Annotated in this window: 13 protein-coding genes and 1 pseudogene; 7 read left to right on the top strand and 7 right to left on the bottom strand. The window is 71.1% G+C overall.

Going from position 1 to position 17,920, the window contains the following annotated elements:
* A pseudogene (locus VFB40_RS25090) lies at positions 1-189 on the bottom strand (MFS transporter); the annotation flags it as partial.
* Positions 190-277: 88 nt separating this feature from the next.
* Here VFB40_RS25090 and VFB40_RS25085 point away from each other — a divergent pair.
* Both VFB40_RS25085 and VFB40_RS25080 read left to right on the top strand, forming a co-directional pair.
* Positions 278-1,267: a sigma-70 family RNA polymerase sigma factor gene (locus VFB40_RS25085; RefSeq protein ID WP_324854837.1), complete on the top strand. Its 990-nt coding sequence runs from the start codon at positions 278-280 to the stop codon at positions 1,265-1,267.
* Between the two features lie 74 nt (positions 1,268-1,341).
* A complete protein-coding gene (locus VFB40_RS25080) occupies positions 1,342-2,265 on the top strand; it encodes an LLM class flavin-dependent oxidoreductase (protein ID WP_324854835.1) in 924 nt (307 codons plus the stop codon).
* A gap of 79 nt (positions 2,266-2,344) precedes the next feature.
* Here VFB40_RS25080 and VFB40_RS25075 read toward each other — a convergent pair whose 3' ends face one another.
* On the bottom strand, positions 2,345-2,665 hold the full coding sequence (locus tag VFB40_RS25075; protein WP_324854833.1) for an NIPSNAP family protein: 321 nt from the start codon (positions 2,663-2,665) through the stop codon (positions 2,345-2,347).
* Positions 2,666-2,887: 222 nt separating this feature from the next.
* Between VFB40_RS25075 and VFB40_RS25070 the strand changes: the two genes are divergently transcribed.
* Entirely contained in the window at positions 2,888-4,108 is a 1,221-nt protein-coding gene (locus VFB40_RS25070) for a cytochrome P450 (RefSeq protein WP_324854831.1), read from the top strand.
* Between the two features lie 19 nt (positions 4,109-4,127).
* On the opposite strand, the gene VFB40_RS25065 is transcribed toward VFB40_RS25070, so the two are convergent.
* The 3 genes from VFB40_RS25065 to VFB40_RS25055 are packed head-to-tail and all read right to left on the bottom strand — an operon-like array spanning position 4,128 to position 11,149.
* Positions 4,128-4,685: a flavin reductase family protein gene (locus VFB40_RS25065; protein ID WP_324854829.1), complete on the bottom strand. Its 558-nt coding sequence runs from the start codon at positions 4,683-4,685 to the stop codon at positions 4,128-4,130.
* A 6-nt stretch (positions 4,686-4,691) separates the two neighbouring features.
* Positions 4,692-5,174, bottom strand: a complete 483-nt coding sequence (locus tag VFB40_RS25060; protein ID WP_349261630.1) for an acyl-CoA thioesterase — start codon at positions 5,172-5,174, stop codon at positions 4,692-4,694.
* 5 nt (positions 5,175-5,179) lie between these two features.
* Positions 5,180-11,149: a type I polyketide synthase gene (locus VFB40_RS25055; RefSeq protein WP_324854825.1), complete on the bottom strand. Its 5,970-nt coding sequence runs from the start codon at positions 11,147-11,149 to the stop codon at positions 5,180-5,182.
* Between the two features lie 363 nt (positions 11,150-11,512).
* Here VFB40_RS25055 and VFB40_RS25050 point away from each other — a divergent pair, with 363 nt between their 5' ends.
* Entirely contained in the window at positions 11,513-13,144 is a 1,632-nt protein-coding gene (locus VFB40_RS25050; RefSeq protein ID WP_324854824.1) for an MFS transporter, read from the top strand.
* Positions 13,145-13,212: 68 nt separating this feature from the next.
* Here VFB40_RS25050 and VFB40_RS25045 read toward each other — a convergent pair whose 3' ends face one another.
* Positions 13,213-13,899, bottom strand: coding sequence for a TetR/AcrR family transcriptional regulator (locus VFB40_RS25045; RefSeq protein WP_414642147.1), 687 nt, complete (start codon positions 13,897-13,899; stop codon positions 13,213-13,215).
* Positions 13,900-13,979: 80 nt separating this feature from the next.
* Here VFB40_RS25045 and VFB40_RS25040 point away from each other — a divergent pair, with 80 nt between their 5' ends.
* The 3 genes from VFB40_RS25040 to VFB40_RS25030 all read left to right on the top strand — a co-directional run bounded on the left by VFB40_RS25040 (position 13,980) and on the right by VFB40_RS25030 (position 17,079).
* Positions 13,980-15,209, top strand: a complete 1,230-nt coding sequence (locus tag VFB40_RS25040) for a carotenoid oxygenase family protein (protein WP_324854820.1) — start codon at positions 13,980-13,982, stop codon at positions 15,207-15,209.
* A 37-nt stretch (positions 15,210-15,246) separates the two neighbouring features.
* Positions 15,247-16,335 carry a carboxymuconolactone decarboxylase family protein gene (locus tag VFB40_RS25035; RefSeq protein WP_324854818.1) on the top strand — a complete coding sequence of 363 codons (1,089 nt, stop codon included), beginning with the start codon at positions 15,247-15,249 and terminating at the stop codon, positions 16,333-16,335.
* 66 nt (positions 16,336-16,401) lie between these two features.
* Positions 16,402-17,079 (top strand): TetR/AcrR family transcriptional regulator, encoded by a 678-nt coding sequence (locus VFB40_RS25030; RefSeq protein ID WP_324854816.1) that lies wholly within the window; start codon positions 16,402-16,404, stop codon positions 17,077-17,079.
* Between the two features lie 140 nt (positions 17,080-17,219).
* Here the strand turns inward: VFB40_RS25030 and VFB40_RS25025 are convergent, their stop codons facing one another.
* Positions 17,220-17,681, bottom strand: a complete 462-nt coding sequence (locus VFB40_RS25025; RefSeq protein WP_324854814.1) for an SMP-30/gluconolactonase/LRE family protein — start codon at positions 17,679-17,681, stop codon at positions 17,220-17,222.
* Positions 17,682-17,920: the final 239 nt, after the last annotated feature.

Below are 17,920 nucleotides of genomic sequence, written 5' to 3'. Positions count from 1 at the left end.
GACCATCTGCAGCGAGGCGCCCGAGGCCTTCAGATCTGTGCCGATGGCGGGCATGGCGACGTTCACCACGAAGCTGTCGAGCAGCCCCATGAACTGGCCGAGCAGGAGTACGGCCAACGTCATCCCGGTGCCCCGCTTCGGCGGGTCCAGCGCGTTGGCCGGTCCGCCCTCCATCGCCAGCCTGCTCATATGCGTCTCTCCATCCGGTCGCTGCGTGGTCACCGATATATACTCGGCGTAGCGAGGGATCTCATCGGTCGTGAAGGGGAACGTCCCGATGCCTGTTCGGACCGCTGAAGACTTCCAGAGCGAGACCAGCCGTTTCCGCACCGAACTGCTACTGCACTGCTACCAGATGCTCGGCAGCGTGCACGACGCCGAGGACCAGGTCCAGGAGACGATGCTGCGGGCCTGGCGCGCCTTCGACCGGTTCGACCACCGGCGCGCCTCGATGCGCACCTGGCTGCACCGCATCGCCACGAACGCTTGCCTGACCGCGCTGGAGCACCGGGCCCGCCGGCCGCTTCCGTCCGGGCTGGCCGAGCGGGGCCTGGACCCGGAGGGACCGCTGATCCACGGCGGCGACACGGTCTGGCTCCAGCCGCTGCCGGACGCCCGGCTCGGCGCCGGGCAAGGCGATCCCGCGGCGGTGCTGCTCGGGAAGGGCCGGGTGCGGCTGGCGTTGGTGGCCGCCATGCAGCTGCTGCCGGCGCGCCAGCGCGCGGCGCTGATCCTGCGCGAGGTCCTGGACTGGCCGGTGCCCGAGATCGCGCAGGTGCTGGAGACCTCGACGGCCGCGGTCAACAGCGCCCTGCAACGCGCCCGCGCCCGGCTGGCCGAAGTCGGCATCGACGAGGGCGAGATCACCGAGCCGGCCGACCCGCAGCGCAGGGCTCTGCTGGACCAATACATCGAGGCCTTCGAGCGGGCCGACGTCCCCGGCCTGGCCAAGCTGCTGACCGAGGACGCGCTGCTCGAGATGCCGCCGTACCTCAACTGGTACCTCGGCCGCGACGACTACGCGGGCTTCATCGCCCGGGTCTTCGACCGGCGGGGCACGCGCTGGCGGATGACTCCGCTCGCCGCGAACGGACAGCTCGGTGTCGCCGCGTATCTGTGCGCCGAGGGAGACGAGGTGCACCGCCTGCACACGATCCAGCTGTTCAGCTTCACCGAGGCGGGCGTAAGCCGGAACGTGACCTTCGCCGAGCCGGAGGTGTTCGCCCTCTTCGACATTCCACAGGCGCTTGAGATGGAAAGCCGCTGACCGCGGCCCGGCCGAGGCCGCGGCAGGGCCATTTGGAAGAAGTCCCGCCGACGGCGGCTGATTAACATCGAGTCATGCGTCCCGCGATTTCCATCCCGGTGCACTTCCCCGACGGTTTCGACCCGGTCGCCATGCGCCGCTTCCTGGCCCGGGCCGAAGAACTCGACTTCCACAGCGCCTGGGTCGGTGAACAGGTGCTCGGCTCCATGCCACATCTCGGCTCCGCGGAGCTGCTGAGCTACGCGGCGGCGTGCACGGAGCGCATCAGGCTCGGCGTCGCCATGCTGGTCACGTCCGTGCACACTCCGGTGCACCTTGCCAAGACGCTGAGCACCGTGGACCAGCTCAGCGGAGGCCGCCTCGACGTCGGGGTCGCGCTCGGCGTGCGCGCCACCATGTTCTCCGCGTTCCAGGTCGACCCGGCGACCCGAGTCAGCCGGTTCACCGAGGGACTGCGGCTGATGCGCGCCTGCTGGACCGAGTCCAAGATCGACTTCGACGGGCGATTCTGGCAGCTGAGCGGCGCGCAGATGGAGCCGAAGCCGCTGCAGAAGCCGGGCCCGCCGATCTGGTTCGGCGGCAGCAGCCCGGCCGCGGTCCGCCGCGCCGCCCGGCTCGGGGACGCCTTCATGGGCGCCGGATCGCAAACCTCTGAGCAGTTCGCGACCCAGGTGCGGGTGCTGCGCGAGGCGCTGGTCGAGGAGGGCCGGGACCCGCATACCTTCCCCATCGGCAAGCGCATTTACGTCGCCGTGGACGACAACCCCGAGCATGCCCGCGCCGCCGTCAGCGCCGGCCTTGACCGGATGTATCGATACTGGGGCCTGGTCGGCGACACGATCGCGCCGGTGGCCGTGTACGGCACTGCCGAACAAGTCACTGAGAAGCTTCGCGAGGTGGCCGACGCCGGAGCCGACCTGCTGCTGCTCAACCCGCTGGACGACGACGAAGTCCAGATGGAGCGGCTGGCCGCCGAGGTGATTCCGGCGCTGGCCTGAACCGGGCTGATCGGCGTTTTCACGCATCAGGCCGCGCCCTCGACTGGGGGCGCGGCCTGATGCGCGGTCGCCGCGACCGTCAGCCGAACGGCGTGGGATTGACGATCCGGCGCCGGATCCGCTCCAGGATCGGGCCGTCCGCCTCGCTGGCCGCCTTGGCCTCGATCCACTCCGGGTCGCTCATGTACGCGGCCCACTTCTGCGCCATCTCGGCGTAGGTCTCCCACTGCAGCATGTAGACGAGTTCGTTGTTGCTGTTCTCCCCGAGCTCGGTCACCGACATGAACACCAGATTCATGTCGTGCTTGGTGAACAAGGGCAGGACCACTTCGTTGTTCCGCTTGATCAGGGCTGTCATTCGGCCCGGGACGGTCGTGTACTCGCGGATCTCGTAGAACATAGCGTCGTCTCCTCCTGCGTGGTCGCCCTGGCGCCGGACGCCTCTGTCCGGCCATTACATCGCCGCTGCGCTGCCGACGGCTTCTCCGACAGTGCTCACCGTGCGCGACCGCGCGGATCGACGGGCTGACGACCGATGAGCCACGGGCGGCCGCAAGGTATGTATCCGTGACCGCCCGATCCCGTGCCCAGTGCGGGCCGCCTACAGCCGCGAAGGAGCACCATGACCAGCACGACGCAGAACGCGCCGTTGCGTCTGCCGTTCGACCGACCCAACGTCCTCGACATATCGCCGCTGTACTCCGCGCTGCAGCGGCAGAGCCCGCTGACGCCGGTCATCACCCCGGCCGGGGATCCGGCGTGGCTCGTCACCACCTACGCCGAGGCCCGGCAGATCTTCGCCGACCCGCGGTTCGGCGAGTCGCATCCCGACCCCGCCAGCGCGCCGCGCATGGCCGGTTCAGCGGTCATGGGCGGGCCCACCGGCGATTACGAGACCGAGGAACGCGAGCACGACCGGTGGCGCAGACTGCTGATGCCGGCGTTCTCCATGCCGCGCATGCGTAGGCTGACCGGACGGATCGAGACGCTGACGGCAGGCTTGCTGGACAACATGCAGGCCGCGCACGACCTGGCTCCCGACCAGCCGGTGAACCTGCACGAATCCCTCTCGTTCCCGCTGCCGGTGCTGGTGATCTGCGAGCTGCTCGGCGTGCCGTACTCAGACGCCCGCTACTTCGGCGCCCTGACCGACCGCATCACCACGTTCGACTCGGCGAGCGACTCACAGGCCGCCATGGCCGAGTTCCAGGAGTACACCGGCCGGCTCGCGGCGGCCAAGCGGCTCGAGCCCGGACCCGACGTCATCTCCGACATCGTCGCCGCCCAGGCCGAGGACCCGACGTTCACCGACGAGCACCTGGCCTACCTGGCCGCGCGGCTGCTCTTCGCCGGCCACGAGACCACCGCCAACCGCATCGACTACGGCACGCTGTTCCTGCTCAGCGACCCGCAGCTGCGCGCTTGGTTCGCGCAGGATCCGGAGGGCCGGGTGAACAGCGTGGTCGAGGAGATCCTGCGGATGGCCGCGCCCAGCGGCGTCGGCCTGCTGCGCTACGCGCGCGAGGATGTCGAGATCGCCGGGGTGAAGGTGGCGCGCGGCGAGGCCGTGCTCATCTCGGCCGCGGCCGCCAATCGCGACGAATCAGTGTTCGCCGACCCCGACACCTTCAACCCAGAGCGCAAGCCCAACGTGCATCTGGCGTTCGGCCACGGCATCCACGCCTGCATCGGCGCCGCCCTCGGCCGCACCGAATTGCGCGTGGTGTTTCCGGCGCTGTTCCGCCGCTTCCCGGGCCTGCGGCTGGCCACCGAGTTCGAGACGCTGCGGCCGCGTACCAACCGCCTCACCGGCGGCGTGGACAACCTGCCGGTCACCTGGTGACCGGCAGGCTCCACATTGCTCACAGAATGAAGTCGCGCCAATCGACGGGGGCGTCCAGACGCCGGTAGGCGCCCGCGTAGAACAGCAGCGCGTCTTCGTCGGGGCCGCGGCCGAGGCCGACGATCTCGCCGAGGAATATCGAGTGGTCTCCCCCGTCGTGCACGGCGGCGAGGGTGCACTCGAACCAGGCGAGCGCGTCGGGCAGCACCTGGCAGCCGGTGCGCGGACCGGCGATGCTGTATACGGGTTCGAACTCGGCACGGCCGCGCGGCCGGTTGCGGTCGGCGAAGTATCTGGCCACCCGCTCCTGCCGGTTGGACAGGACGGAGACCGCGAACGTCCGGTGCCGCAGGATCGCCTCGTGCATCGCGGCGTCGCGCAGCACGCAGATCAGGATCATGGGCGGGTCCAGCGACACCGAAGTGAACGAGTTCGCCGTCATGCCGTGCGGCTCGTCGCGGCCGGCGGTCACGACCGTGATCCCGGTCGCGAACCGCCCGAAGATCCGGCGCAGCTCCCGCGGCGCGACCGCACTGTCGGCCGGAAGGCCGGCCGTCATGTCCTCGGCCGTGGTCATCGCCGGTCAGCTCCCCGCGGCCAGCGCCCTGGCCAGGACCGGGGACCCCGCCGGCCGGGCGCCGTGGTTGGTGAAGCGGCTCAGGGCCCGGCGCAGCGGTTCCGGCACCGGGGTCGGCCGGGTGTCGGTGTTCGGCCCGCGCATGCAGGCCACCCGCTGCCGGCCTCGGGCCACCAGGTCCTCGAGCCCCTCGCGCAGCCGAACATAGTCGAAGGCGAACTCGATCTGAGTCTGGGTCAGGTCCTCAAGGCGCATCCGGATGGACAGTTCGTCGAACGCGGTGATCTCGGAGAGGAACTCGCAGTCCACCTTGAGGGTGAACAGCTTCAGGTCGCCCTGGATGTCGGAGACCACCTGCGGCGCGTGCTCGCGCAGGAACATCTCCCGGCAACGGCCCTGCCAGCGCAGGTAGTTGACGTAGTACACGTTCCCGACCAGGTTGGTCTCCTCGAAGCCGACCAGGTGCCGATACTCGTAGTAGTCCTTGATCCCGTTCATGCTGCCTCGTTCCCGTCGATGCCAGTCGAGATGGTGAACACGACCGGTCCGGCGACGCCGTGCACGGTGGTCGCGAACGACGCGATCCGCCGCCCGCCGCCGCGCAGCGCCGCCCACGGCCCGGAACCGGCCCCGGCCGAGACCGGCAGCGTGTCCGCGGTCAGGGCCGGGCGGGCTTGCCCGGCCTTCCTCAGGCACTCGATGGCGCCCCAGACCCGGGTGGCCGCGACCGCGTAGTCCTCACCGCGCTCGGCGGCGAGCGTGCTGGCCAGTGCGGCTCCGTCGGCACCGAGCAGGTCTGCCCACTCGGCCGCGCCGCGCGCCGTCACGACCTCGACGTCGCACTCCGCCGGGCGGTCGCCCGGCAGGGCCACCGCGAAGGTGAGCCCGGCGCCGTGCGAGGAAGAGACCTGATGGCCCTCGACCCACGGCCGCCCGTCCGACCGGTGGCCTACCGCGGTGGGCCGGCCAAGCGCCCAACTGACGGCGTGCTCGGTGCGTCGGCGGCGGACCGCGAGCGCGGAGCCGTTCGCCTCGGCCGGGTCCGGGACGACCGAGTCGGGGACCACCACGGTGCGCAGACCGCCGTGGCCGAGCACTGGTTCGACGTTGCGCTCCAGATAGGGGGTGAGCAACGCCGGCTGCCAGGGACCGGTCCCGTCCTGCTTGCGCACCGCCTGCAGGGTCAGCCCGTCCCAGCGTTCGACAAGAGCGCCCGTGTCGATGCGGACTTCGAGGTCGTATACATACGTGTCACCGTCGCGTGACCGTTCCGCCGCGTGCAAGGTCACCTCGGCCAGGGACCGTACCGCACTCGGGTCGGCCAGCCACAGCCGCTCGACCGAGGCCGGAAGCAGCGTGGCGTCCGGCACGCAGCACTGGATCGAGTGCATCTGCGCGTCCCGGGTCCCGGGGTCGGCCAGCACGAGGTCAGCCGGGTGAAAGGAGCCGAACCAGTCGGTGCGCGCGGCGTTCGAGATCCGGGCGACGCAGCCGCGCGCCGCCAGGCTGCGGTACCCGAGCAGGCGCTGGAAGCGGTCGCCCTGGAAGAGCACCGGACCGTACAGGTCGGTGGCCGGGTCCAACGGGACCGTGGAATCAGCATCCTGGTTTACCGATGCCGGCTGCGTCGATCCGGCGGGCGGCTCGGAGCCGTAACGCAGTGTCGCGCGGAAGTGGTCGGCCTGGAAGCCGGTCTCGCTTGAGCGCAGCACGGCGCGCACCGCGTCCGGGCCGTCGGCGAGGACCGCGACCCGCAGCGTGGTCCGGCCGTCGACCGGTACCACGATCGGCCGGAGGAACTCCATGTTCTCCATGGCCGGAGCGGCGGTCCGCCCGGTCAGCGCGGCGGCGGCCTGGCTCATCGCCTCCATGCCGAGCACCGCCGGGAAGAGCAGGTCGCCGTCCAGGAGGTGGTCGCCGAGGTACAGGTCGTCGGCCGGTGACAAGTCGGCGTCGACCACCAGTTCGACGCCGGCGTAGTGGACGCGGGGCCGCTCGAGGAACCGGCCGAGGGGCAGGTCGCGCTGTTCCAGGGTGATGGTGTCCAGGCCTTCGGCGCGTCCGGTCACGACCACCGTGCCGGGCGTCGCCGGGTCCGCGAGCAGGGCCTTGAGGATGGCGACGCCTTCGGCCACCGGGATCGGGGTGATCCCGTCGCGCATCAGGGCCTCCAGCACCCCGAGCTTGTCCCCCATCCCGGCCCCGGACCAGACCGACCACTCCAGCGCCACGCACCGGCAGCCGGGGTTCTCCTCGCCGTAGCGGCGGGTGAGCTCGGTCATCCAGTCGTTGGCCGTGGCGTAGTCGCCCTCGCCGCGCAGGCCGGCCCGGCCGATGATGCTGCCGAAGGTGACCAGCAGCCGCACCGGGTCAGCAGCCACCGCGGTGAGCACCGCTTGCAGACCGTCCAGCTTCGGGGCCAGAGTGCGGCGGAAGGTGGCCTCGTCCAGGTCGACCAGCGAGCGCGGCTCGTTGCGACCGGCGCCGTGCAGCACGGCAGTGACCGGGCCGAGGGTGCGCCTGATCTCCTCAACCGCGTCCTTGACCTCGTCGGCGGCGGTGACGTCGGCGCGGACGTAGCGGAACGAGATCCCGCGGGCGCGCAGCCGTTCCAGGTTCATCGCCAGCTCCGGGTCCTGGGCCGGGTCCGAGCGGCCGAGCAGGGCCAGCCCGGCGCCGGTGTCCTGGACCAGGGCCGCCGCGGATTCGGCGGTGATGCCCTTGCCGCCGCCGGTGGCCAGCAGCACGTCTTCCGGGCCGAATATGGGCCCCGGGCCGGACGACCCGCCCGACCGGCCGGTGACGGGCAGCGGCCGCAGCACCGGACGGGTCCGCGCGCCCCCCACGTCATAGCAGACCTCTGCGAAGCCGTCCGTGGCCGCGGCGTCGGCGGTGATCCGGCTCGCCGTCTCGGCGATCCGGTCGGCCGGCAGCCCGTCGGGATCGGGCAGCACGACGACCGTCGTGGTCACCGCCGGGGCCTCCAGATGCAGGGTCTTGGCGATGCCCGCCGCGCCCCGGCGCCCGCCGACGGCCACGAATCGCACAGGCGCTTGCCGCACCCGCGAGAGCGCGGCGCGAACCGCGGAAATCATCAGGTCGGCGTGTTCCTCGTCGGCCTCGGTCGGCAGGCACAGCAGAACGCCGTCACCGATGCCTGCGATGCGCAGCGCGTCCCGCAGCGGCTCGGCCAGCTGGTGCCCGGGGGTGGCGAACAGCTCCCAGTCCGCCGCCGGCTGCCGGAGCACGACCGGTGGTGCGGGGTCGGCGGGTAGCTGCTCCACCGAGAAGGCCCGGACCCACGGCGCGACGCCGGCCACCTGCTCGGCGGCGCCGTCGTCGGCCAGCGCGGTGGCGGCCAGGCCGTCCAACATCTCGGCCAGTTCCGCCAGGGTCGAGGTCGCGTAGGCCGAGGTCGCGAGGACGGCGGTGACGCCGAGCTCTTTGGCAGCCTGGGTGACGATCTGGCCGACGGTGATCGAGCTCAAGTGCAGCTCGTCGATCGGATTGCTGTCCGGGCGCACGGCGTCGAGCGGCAGTTCGGCCCGCTCGGCGGCCAGGCTGCGCAGGACAGAGAGTGCGTCGGCCGCGTCGGCCGGGCCTTCGTCCGCGGTGGCGCCGACGGTTTCAGCACCGCGGGCGGCAGCAGCGCCGAGGGCATCCGTCCGGCGGGCCGCGGACGGCTCCGCGAGTGCCGCCTTGACCACCGCGAAGTCGCCCTCGGGCGCGGCCTCGCACGGGCTGGCCAGAAACACGAACTCCTTGTCCAGCGGCAGCGGTTTGACGAAACGGTCGCGAAAGAGCTCGCGGTGCTCGATCTGGGCGCCGAGCGCGTACGCCATGGCGACCGCTTGGAAGAGCCCGGCGAGCGACATGCTGTCGGACTCGATGGACACCGCCGGCGTCGCCGGAGCGATCTCTGCGGCCAGCCCGCGCAGGATCCGCCCAGGGCCGACCTCGATCAGGGCGTCGCACTCCCGGGCCAGTTCAGCCACCGCCTGGTGGAACCGCACCGGGTCGAGCACCTGCCGGGTGAACAGCTGCGCTACGTCGGTGTCTGCGGGCAGGGCGGCGCCGGTGACCGTGGACATCACGGTGCGCTCCAACGGCCGGAACTCCTGCGCGGCCAGGTGTCGCGCGAACCGCTCTGCGGCCGGGGCGACCGCCTCGGAGTGGAAGGCGTGCGAGACGTTGATCCGAGTCGCGGTGAGCCCGCGCCCCTGCGCCGCGGCCATCACCCGCTCCACGGCCTCGGCCGGACCGCTGACCACAGTCTGCGCCGGGCTGTTGTAGCCGGCGATGCCCACGGGCTGCCCGGTCAGCAGCGGCTCGACCTCGGCGGCCGAGGCCGCGATCCCGGCCATCGCGCCGCCGCCGGCGGAAGCGGCCTCCATCACCCGGCCGCGCTCGGCGGCCAGTGCCAGCAGCTCCGACTCGGTCATGGCGCCGGCCCAGTGCAGCGCGGTGAGCTCGCCGAGGCTGTGGCCGGTTGCGCCGGACGCGGTGACGCCGAGCGCCGAGAGCACGCGCAGGGCCGCTGCGGAGCCCGCGACGATGCGCGGCTGCGCCACCGCGGTGGCGACCTGGTCGCCGTCGGTCGGCAGGCCGAGGTTCTGGTAGAGCTCATCCACCGTCGCGAACCGGCGGCGCAGCGCCCCGCCGTCGGCCCGGCGCCCGGCGCCCTGGCCGGGGAACAGGAATCCGAGGCGCGGCGCGCGGCCGACCGCGCCGAGGAACACCCCGCCGGCCAGATCGAGCGCCTGGCGCGCACCGGAGTCCAGCAGGGAGAGCAGGCGGCCGAGCCTCTCCTCGGCCTGTTCCGGGGAGGCGGCAACAATGGCCGCGCGCAGTGGCCGTGCGGCCGGCTCCTCGGACAGCTGCCCGGAGAGCGTCGCGGCCAGGTCGCCGAGCTCGGCGTAGGACAGCCGGGGGACGAAGCCGGCCAGCTGGGCCACGCGGCCGCGCAGCTCGGCCACGCCGGCCGCGTCGAGCAGCAGGATCTCGCAGTCCTGACGCGAGCGCACCAGGCGTCGCACGGTGGTGCCGACGTCGCGGCGGCGGGCGCCGTCGGCGTGCTCGACCACCAGGTGCGCGTTGATCCCGCCGAAGCCCATGGAGGAGACGCCGGCCCGGATCGGCGCGCCGGCCGGCCACAGCTCGGCGCTGTCCGGCACGTGCAACACTGCGTCGTCGCGCAGCAGCACCGGATGCGGGTCCTGATGCCCGGTAGCCGGCGGGATGACCTGGTGCCGGACCGCCAGCACGGCCTTGATCAGGCCGGCCACGCCGGCCGCACCCTTGGTGTGGCCGAAGTTGCCCTTGACGGTGCTGATCGCGACCGTACCCGCGCTCGGGCCGGCGGCGTCACGGCGGGCGCCGCTGATCGCCTCAAGCTCGGTGGCGTCGCCGACCGCGGTGCCGGTGCCGTGGCCCTCGAAGTAGCGGACGGTCTCGACGCCGAAGCCCGCGGTGGCGTAGGCGCGACCGATCGCGCGTCGGTGGCCGGAGGCTTCCGGGCGGGTGATGCCGCCCTTTCCGTCAGAGCTCTGCCCCCAGCCGGCGATGGTTGCGTAGCGGAACCGGCCCTGCGCCACGGCGTCCTCGTCGCGCATCAGCACCAGCATGCCGCAGCCCTCGCCGGGCCAGAAGCCGTTGGAGCCCTTGTCGTACACCTTCATTGTGGAGGTGGCCAGCGCCCCGGTCTTGGCGAAGCCGACGACCTCGAAGGGGTCGATGCTCAGGTCCACGCCGCCGGCCACCGCGGCGTCGATCTGGCCGGTCGCCAGGGCGGTGCAGGCGGTCGCGACGGACAGCAGCGAGGAGGAGCACGCGCCGTCGACGGTGTAACCGCCGCCGCCGAAGTCGAAGTAGTTACACACGCGGCCCGAGATGGTGTTGGCCAGGCCGCCGGCCAGGCTGTCCTCGTCGATCGGCGGGAACGGGGCCTTGTAGCGAGCCTCGAGCGCGGCCAGGAAGTCCCCGAGCGCCGCGTCGTCCCAGCCCTGCTCGCGCAGCGCGGCGCCGACGGTGCGCTCGACGTAAGGCCAGCGCAGCCGCATCAGGTTGGCGCGGCTGAACTCTCCAGTCAGAGTGTTGCCGATGACGACCGCGGTAGCCGCCTTGGGCAGGCCGTCACCGCTCGGGAAGCCGGCGTCCTGCAGCGCCCGGGCGACAGTGTCCAACGCCAGCCAGTGCGTCATGTCGGTGGACCGGAACGTGCTGCCGCCGATGCGGTAGCCGACCCGGTCGAATTCGAACCCTTCCAGGACCGCGGCCATGCGCGTGTAATGGCGGTCGGGCGCGGCCGGATCGGCCGAGTAGTAGTCCTGGGCCCGCATCCGCTCGTCCGGCAGGCGGCGGAAGGCCCGCCGCCCGGCCAGCACGTTGCGCCACAGCTCGTCGGGAGTGCTGGCATCGGGGTACCGCAGGGCGATCCCGACCACAGCGATCCGAGTGCCGTTCATCCCGCCACCCCCTCCTTTCCGGGACGGGCCGCCGTGGTGTGGTGTGCGTTCGGCAACACCGTGGTCTCCCTCCGTGGGCGTCAATGCCGTTCGTCAATGCGCCGGGGTTCCCGGGAGGTCGCGACGGACGTGGTCCCGTCGTCCCGGCAAAGACCCTTGGATGGAACGAGTATTCGTCGCGATGCGCGGCACCTGCTTCTCCGGCCGTGCCCTGCGCTCCGGCCGGCGAACTGGGCACGTTGGAAGAAACGACGACGTCACGGCGGGCTCAGAATGTCTCTTGCTCGTCGGCGGCCACTGGCAGATCAGGGCACGACAGCAGTCCGGCACTGCATCCCTCGACCAGGAAGTACGGGCTTCACGATGGGCGGAGTTTCCGAAGGGGACCGCGCGGGACGGGGCTTCGAGCATCCGGCCGCGTTCTGGCTCGGCACGCTGGCCTGCTCGGTCGGGGTGCTGCTGCACCTGCCGATGTACTACAGCGCCCGCGACATGGGGTACCGGATGGCCGGAATGCATCCGGACGTCTCCATGGTCGTGGGTATGGCGCTGATCCTGCTCGGCCTGCCGCTGGTGCTCTACGGGGTGCTTCCGCGGCGCAGCGGTGAGATCAAGCTGTTGGCGGCCGGGATCCGGGTGCGGCCGCTGGACGAAGCGCCGCTGCAGGCCCGGCATATCGTACTGCTCGCGGTGATGACCATCGCGATCACCATCGACGTCATGAAGCCGGCCACGCTGTCCTTCATCGCCCCGGGCGTCGCGCACGAATACCACCTGCTGCCGGCGGACAAGCACAGCCACACGCCGGTCGCCTGGCTGCCGCTGTTCGGCATCGCAGGGACCGTGCTCGGTTCCTGGCTGTGGGGATCGCTCGGCGACCGCATCGGACGGCGCTCGTCCATCCTGTTCGCGGGTGTACTGTTCGTGTCGACGTCGATCTGCGGCACCATGCCCAGCTTCGGCTGGAACCTGTTCATGTGCTTCCTGATGGGGATCGGCGCCGGCGGGATGCTGCCGGTGGCCTTCGCGCTGCTGTCCGAGACGATGCCGGCCCGGCATCGCGGATGGGCGCTGGTCTTGATCGGCGGCGACGTGGCCGGCGCGTATCTACTGGTCAGCTGGCTGTCCGCGCGGCTGACGCCGCATTACAGCTGGCGCATCCTTTGGCTGATCGGCCTGCCGACCGGCCTACTGCTGATCGCCCTGAACCGTTGGGTACCGGAATCGCCGCGCTACCTTCTCAGCCGCGGCCGGACCGCGGAGGCGGAGGCCGTCATGGCGCGGTACGGCGCGCGGGCCGAGCAGATTCCGGCGGACGATGACGGGCCGGACGGCGCGGTCGCGGCAGACCGCGGCTCCATCCTCGAGATCGTGCGCCGGCCGCTGATCGGAGCCAGCACCGCGATCGCACTGCTCGGGGCCGGGGTGGGGCTGGTTACCTTCGGGTTCCAGCAATGGGTGCCCACTAACATCCAGCACCTGGGTTATACCGCCGTAGCCTCCGACTACGTCGTGCGCAACGCGGCGCTGATCGGGCTTCCGCTCACGGTCCTGTCGGCCTGGATGTACGGGGTCTGGGGCAGCCGCCGCACGATCATCGCGTTCTGCCTTGCGACCGCCGCGGCGCTGGCCGGATTCGTCGTGGCCGGCAACTCGCTGGCGCACGACAGGCTGCTGCTGTCGCTGCTGCTCGTCGTCCCGCTGTCCGGGACCAGCTCACTGGCGGCGCTGGCCGCCGGATACGCCGCGGAGGTCTACCCGACCCGGATCCGTACACGAGGCACCGGCCTGGCAGCGGGGATGACCAAACTGGGCGGGGTGCTGATCCTCGGAGTAGTCGTCGCCCGTTCCGCGGTGCCGTCCATCGCGCAGACCGCCGTGATCGGCGCCGTGCCGCTCGCGGCCGCGATGCTGGCGTTCTGGCGGGTGGGGGCCGAGACGAAAGGTCTGGGCCTCGAAGTCATCACGGGCGAGGAACCTGTCGCCGTGGCCTGATTACCGCGGTCGCGTCTACTGTCTCAGTCACGCCCGCAATCTCACGCGCGTCTACCGTCTCAGGCCTCTCACGCCGTCTCACCCTCGAACAGCGCCCCGGAGGCGCGCAACACCCTGTCGGCGATCTGGATCGAGCGCCGCATCGAGGCCCAGGCGCGCGCGCTTTCGTCGCCGTTGCCCACGATGAGGCTGTGCACCTGTGCGTCGAAGCACGCGTCGGCGTCGTAGGGCGGGAACAGGTAGCCGCCGAGTTCGAGAGTGACGATGCCGTGCAGAGCCGTCCAGAACTGATGCGCCACCAGTTCGGCGTCCCCTGCGGGAAACCGGCCTGCGGCCATGCAGCGCCGCACCGAGTCGATCAGGATGTCCAGCACGTAGCGCCCATGCCGGCGGTCCTCGTCGGTGAGTGAGAAGCCTGCGATGTTCAGCGCGCCCAGCATCACCTGGTAGAGGTCCGGGTTCTTGAACGCGTTCCAGCGATAGACCCGACCGTGCGCCACGATGTCCGCGACCGGGTCCGCGGAGTCGCCGATTGCGGACATGCTGGTGTTCAATCGCGCGAAGCCCTCGTGCACGACGGCCCGCACCAGGTCGTCCATGCTGCCGAAATAGGTGTAGACGGCCATCGTCGAGGTCCCCACCTCCTTGGCCAGGCGGCGGGTGCTCAGGCCGCCCGGTCCATCCTGGGCCAGGACGCGGGCCGCGGTTTCCACGAGGGTGTTGCGCAAATCGGTCTGCGCCGGACGGGGGCTCACCCTTGACATGGTCCAACAGCCGGGCCGATATTGGAAGAACACTGTTATGTAACATCGATATGCCCCGGCGGTGAGCTGCGATGGCACGACCGGACCCGCACGTACTCACGGAGCTGGACTGCTACGCGCTCGCGGTCAAGGGCGAACCCCCCGCGGAACTCGACGGCGTTCTGATCCGCATCGGCCCGGACGGCCGCGGCTCCGCCGGCCAGCCCCACGTCGGCGCGCTGCGGATCCGGCATGGTCACGCCGAGTGGTACCGAGCGCGCCGGGTCCGCACCGATGCCGTGTGCCGGCAGACCGGAGAGCTCCCCTCGCCCGGCCCGCGCCGCTGCGCTTCCGACAACACCGACGCGGCCGTCATCCGCCACGGACGCCAGATCCTCGCGCTCGGCGAAGGCGTGCTGCCCTACGAGCTGACAGCTGATCTGCGCACCAAAGCCCGCTGCGACTTCGACGACACGCTGCCTTCGGGCTTCTCGTCCCGCCCGATCCACGACTCGCTGACCGGAGAGCTCTTCGCGGCGGTCGCAGACCCCTGCCGTGAGTCTCTGCGATACATGGCGGTCGACGTCAAGGGACACGTCCGCAAGTACGAGACGGTGCCGGTAACCGATGATCCATCGCAGTACGCGTTCGCCCTGACTGAGCGGCACGCACTGTTCCTCGGCCCGACCGAGATCGGTTTCATGCCACGCGAAGGGGGCCCCGAGGACGTTCGCTGGATCGACGCCGTCAACGCCCCGCTCGGCGGCTGCGACGGCGGGAACACCAAGCCAGCGACCGCCGATCAGCCCGTGAACGCCTTCGAACTGCGCGACGGCACGATCGCCGTCGACGTGATGCATGACGACGGCCACGATTCACCGGCCCTGTGGCGCCGAGTCGTGGATCCGAGCCGCGGCACCGTACACGATGCGCTCCTCGACGACCGTGCCCAAGAACTTCCCGTCGTCGATCCGCGCTATCAGGGCACGAATCACCGATACGTCGTCACCCGGCTGCTTACCGGCGCCGAGCGGAACAGCACCGCGCTCGTCCTGCACGATCTAGCCGAAGGCACCTCCCGCCTGCACCATGCCGACCTGGATCGGGACCTCGGCGCCCCGGTGTTCGTCCCCCGCTCCCCCACAGCGGACGAGGGTGACGGCTGGGTCCTGGCGTTCGCGCACAACACCGCGCAGGAACACGACGAAGTCGTCATCATCGACACCGCCGACTTCACCGGCCCGCCCGTGGCCATGATCGAGCTGCCCGGCGTGGGCCCGCGGGAGTCCTCCGCCTGCTGGCTCGTCGAGCAGGCCTGGTAATTCCGGCCAGACGCGGCCCCGCTACGAGGAGCAAACGATGGACCTGAACCCGTGGCGCAAAACCCTTCGATTCACGGCGCTGGCGCAGGTCCAACACGTCAGGCCGGTCAGCCCGGCCGTGGCACGCGATCTGGTCGCGCGGGTCTACGCGGAATTGGAGCGCGACTTCGGCGTCCTGGCCCCGCCGGTGGCCCTGCATTCTCCGGCGCCGGAGGTGATGGCGGCGGCCTGGATGGCCTTCCGCGAGTGCGTGCTGGCCGAGGGCCGGGCCGCCCGCACGATAAAGGAGGCGCTGGCCGCGGCGGTCTCGGCGGCCAACACGTGCCCGTACTGCGCCACCGTTCACGGCGCGGCGCTCAACAGCCTGACAGGTGGCGAGCACGCCGCCGCCGTAGCCGGGGGCCACTTCGACCGCGTTCAGGACCCTGCGATCCGTGCGACCGCCGAATGGGCCAGAACCGCGGCGGTGCGCGACACGGTCGCCGAGCAGCCGCCGTTCTCCATCGAACAAGCCCCTGAACTCCTCGGCGTGGCTCTGGTGTTCCACTACATCAACCGCATGGTCAACGTGTTCCTGCCCGAGGCCCCGATGCCGCCTCGGGCCCCCGGCGCCGCACTGGGAATCGTCACCCGATTGATCGGCGCCCGAATCCGCGCAGCCGCGGCCCGGTCCCATCCGGCCGGCGCGTCGCTCGCGCTGCTCCCGGACGCGCCGCTGCCGGAGGACCTCGAGTGGGCGGTCGGCAGCCCGACGGTAGCCGGAGCGCTGGCCCGCGCCGCCGCCGCGGTCGACAAGGCCGGCGAGTCCGCGGTGCCCCGGTCGGTGCAGGCCATGGTCCACGCCCAGCTGCAAGGCTGGGACGGTCGACCGCCCGACCTGGATCGCACTTGGCTGCACGAGGCAGTCAGACAACTCCCGCCCGAGGACCGGCCGGCCGGCCGACTGGCCCTGCTGGTCGCCCTCGCGTCCTGGCAGATCGACGCCTCGGTGTTGGCGGACTACCGTGCCACCGCCGCGACCGACAGGGCCCTGATCGAGCTGACCTCGTGGGCCGCCCAGACCGCCGCGCGCACGATCGTCTCGTGGAGCCCGGCGGCGTGGGCACAGACCGTCTACGAGCCCTAGAGCGCAGCTGGCGGCGACCGGCAAACCGATCGGCCGCCGAAACACGATCGGCGTACCCTGATTCACATGACCGATCCGTGCCCGGCCGACGGCGCCGCTCCGCGAAACGGCTACCACCACGGCGATCTCCGCAATACGTTGATTCGTGTCGCCGTGGAGCTCGCGGTTGCGGGTGGCCCGAAGGCGGTCGTGCTGCGCGAAGTCGCCCGCCGGGCGGAGGTCTCGGCGGCCGCCGTCTATCGCCATTTCCCGGACCGCGAGGCCCTGCTTGCGGAGGTGAAGCAACACGCCCGGGAGGCGCTTGGCGAGTCGGTGATCGAGCGTCTCGGACGAGTTCCGGGTGACGGGGAACCGGGTGAGTTGACGGTGGCCCGGCTGCGTGCCGTGAGCGAGGCTTATCTCGACTTCGCGGCGGCTCACCAGGGACTGTTCGCCACAGCCTTCTGCCATACCGGCCAGGCCGGCACCGGTGACAACGGCAACTCCCCCGAGGATGTGCTCAAGATCCCGGCCCTGATGAAGCTCGCTGAGATACTCGACGACCTCGTGAGGCACGGTCTCATGGATCCGGCACGCCGACGCGGCGCGCAGATCGCGGCGTGGTCCACGGTCCACGGTCTCACAGCCCTCATGGACGGGCCGCTTGTGACCATCGCTCCTGCGGCGCAGGCGGCAATCAGACAACGCACACTCGACGCGGTCGTCGCGGGGCTCACGGCCGACCGCACCGCACGACCGGGTTAGCGGAACAGCGCAACCCGGCCGGTGGATCAGTCCACGAACACGCTAGGAAACCCGAACGTCTCGACCAGCGCCGGAGCGTGGTGAAACTGAACGAAACGAGACACACCAGTAGGCGTTGCCTCCAGCGCCACGATGCCGTGTTACGGGTGTCGACCAATGCACCACAACCGGTCAAGCCGAGAGCTGCTGGCGAAGGTGAGCGGCTGGCCCGCTACGGCGTCCACGAGGACCTCGACCGCTCCGTCGGCGGCCATGCGCAGCAGCCCCCTGTCGCGGTCGCAGATCAGGACGCTGCCATCGCCGGACGGTTCCAGGCCGAGCGGGCGGCCCCCGGTGTTTCCCACCGTGGTCCGGCCGCCGGTGGCCAGGTCGAGGCGTACGACGCTGCCGTCGCCGAGACCGGCTAGCAGACCACCTCGCTGATCGAAAATGACGTCCTCGGGGCCGTGACCGCCGGTCGCTACGCGGCGCGCGACGACGAGACGGCGCGTGACGCCCGTGCGCCCCTCGTCGACTGGAGCCTTGGGCGGCGTCCATCGACCGGGTTTCAGGAGGTGTCGGGTCAACCCCAATGACTTGCTCCTCACCTGCACGTCGGCCATGGCGGATACATCATCGCGCAATCGCGCCGCAGTTCGGTCGCTGACGCGGACGCCACCGCGCGAGCGGAGTACGGCCCGACTCCCCCGATGCACCAGTCCGAGTGCGTCGGGCACCGCGACGCGCAAGCGCCGCCGCAGCCGAGCCTGACGCGATCCCACAGCCGAGTACGCGCCGAGCCGCGGTAGCGCAACTCGTGGTGCGCCGTCCGAGCGAGCGTGTTCATCCCGGGCGCGCTTCC

It is taken from the genome of Actinocrinis sp., from assembly GCF_035650855.1.
In the GTDB taxonomy this organism is placed as follows: domain Bacteria; phylum Actinomycetota; class Actinomycetes; order Streptomycetales; family Catenulisporaceae; genus Actinocrinis.
Note: the sequence above shows the minus strand (reverse complement) of the source record. Positions and strands in the feature narration are given on the sequence as shown.

What these genes read in the sequence shown, in the direction of transcription:
- VFB40_RS25065 (WP_324854829.1), bottom strand. Translation starts at nt 4,685, where the DNA reads ATGACCACGGCCGAGGACATGACGGCCGGCCTTCCGGCCGACAGTGCG.
- VFB40_RS25030 (WP_324854816.1), top strand. Translation starts at nt 16,402, where the DNA reads ATGACCGATCCGTGCCCGGCCGACGGCGCCGCTCCGCGAAACGGCTAC.
- VFB40_RS25050 (WP_324854824.1), top strand. Translation starts at nt 11,513, where the DNA reads ATGGGCGGAGTTTCCGAAGGGGACCGCGCGGGACGGGGCTTCGAGCAT.
- VFB40_RS25070 (WP_324854831.1), top strand. Translation starts at nt 2,888, where the DNA reads ATGACCAGCACGACGCAGAACGCGCCGTTGCGTCTGCCGTTCGACCGA.
- VFB40_RS25035 (WP_324854818.1), top strand. Translation starts at nt 15,247, where the DNA reads ATGGACCTGAACCCGTGGCGCAAAACCCTTCGATTCACGGCGCTGGCG.
- VFB40_RS25055 (WP_324854825.1), bottom strand. Translation starts at nt 11,149, where the DNA reads ATGAACGGCACTCGGATCGCTGTGGTCGGGATCGCCCTGCGGTACCCC.
- VFB40_RS25040 (WP_324854820.1), top strand. Translation starts at nt 13,980, where the DNA reads ATGGCACGACCGGACCCGCACGTACTCACGGAGCTGGACTGCTACGCG.
- VFB40_RS25075 (WP_324854833.1), bottom strand. Translation starts at nt 2,665, where the DNA reads ATGTTCTACGAGATCCGCGAGTACACGACCGTCCCGGGCCGAATGACA.
- VFB40_RS25085 (WP_324854837.1), top strand. Translation starts at nt 278, where the DNA reads ATGCCTGTTCGGACCGCTGAAGACTTCCAGAGCGAGACCAGCCGTTTC.
- VFB40_RS25025 (WP_324854814.1), bottom strand. Translation starts at nt 17,681, where the DNA reads ATGGCCGACGTGCAGGTGAGGAGCAAGTCATTGGGGTTGACCCGACAC.
- VFB40_RS25080 (WP_324854835.1), top strand. Translation starts at nt 1,342, where the DNA reads ATGCGTCCCGCGATTTCCATCCCGGTGCACTTCCCCGACGGTTTCGAC.